This is a genomic window from Nocardioides sp. LHD-245 (genome assembly GCF_030929495.1).
GTDB lineage: Bacteria > Actinomycetota > Actinomycetes > Propionibacteriales > Nocardioidaceae > Nocardioides.
The window spans coordinates 1-536 of record NZ_JAVFWN010000044.1; the positions used below are offsets into that span (position 1 = coordinate 1).

1 protein-coding gene is annotated in these 536 nt (G+C 66.2%); it reads right to left on the minus strand.

Annotation, left to right across the window (positions count from 1 at the left end; genetic code table 11):
* Positions 1-45 precede the first annotated feature (45 nt).
* Positions 46-408: a hypothetical protein gene (locus RB608_RS28245; protein WP_308091434.1), complete on the minus strand. Its 363-nt coding sequence runs from the start codon at positions 406-408 to the stop codon at positions 46-48.
* Between the last annotated feature and the right edge of the window lie 128 nt (positions 409-536).

Genomic DNA, 536 nt, shown 5'->3' on the forward strand with positions numbered 1-536 from the left:
CCTAGCGATCCTTGGTCGCTAGAACTCCGACGTCGGTCTTGAGTTTCAGGCGGCGGTTCCCAGGCGCGCGTGGTCGAGATAGCCGTTGACGTGACGGTCGACGACGGCGAGTGCCCGTTGCAGTTCGATCGGCGCGGGCGGTTGGTCGGCGGCGATGAGCGGGCGGAGCACCCGTTCGTGGACTTTCGTGTAGAAGATCGCGACGCGCTGGCCGTCCGGAGTGAGGTCGTAGGTATTGCTGTGCGGCCGGCGTTCGATGAGCCCGTTGAGGCGCAGGCGGGCGAGGTCGTAGCTGGCCTGGTTGACGGTGTAGGCGACGCCGAGCAGATGGGACACCTGGGCGCGGAGGCTCCGGTTGGTGAATCCGAGGGCGTTCAGGCCGACACACAAGGCGCCGAGCAGGGCCATGACCCGAGGATCTCCGAACCGTAGTGCGGGCGACCTCCTGCCATCCTCGGTGAGGGTGGACTGTGCGACCCGCTCAAAGGCTGGGCTCGCAAGGACACAACCCTGCCCGACACGTTCAGTATCGAGCA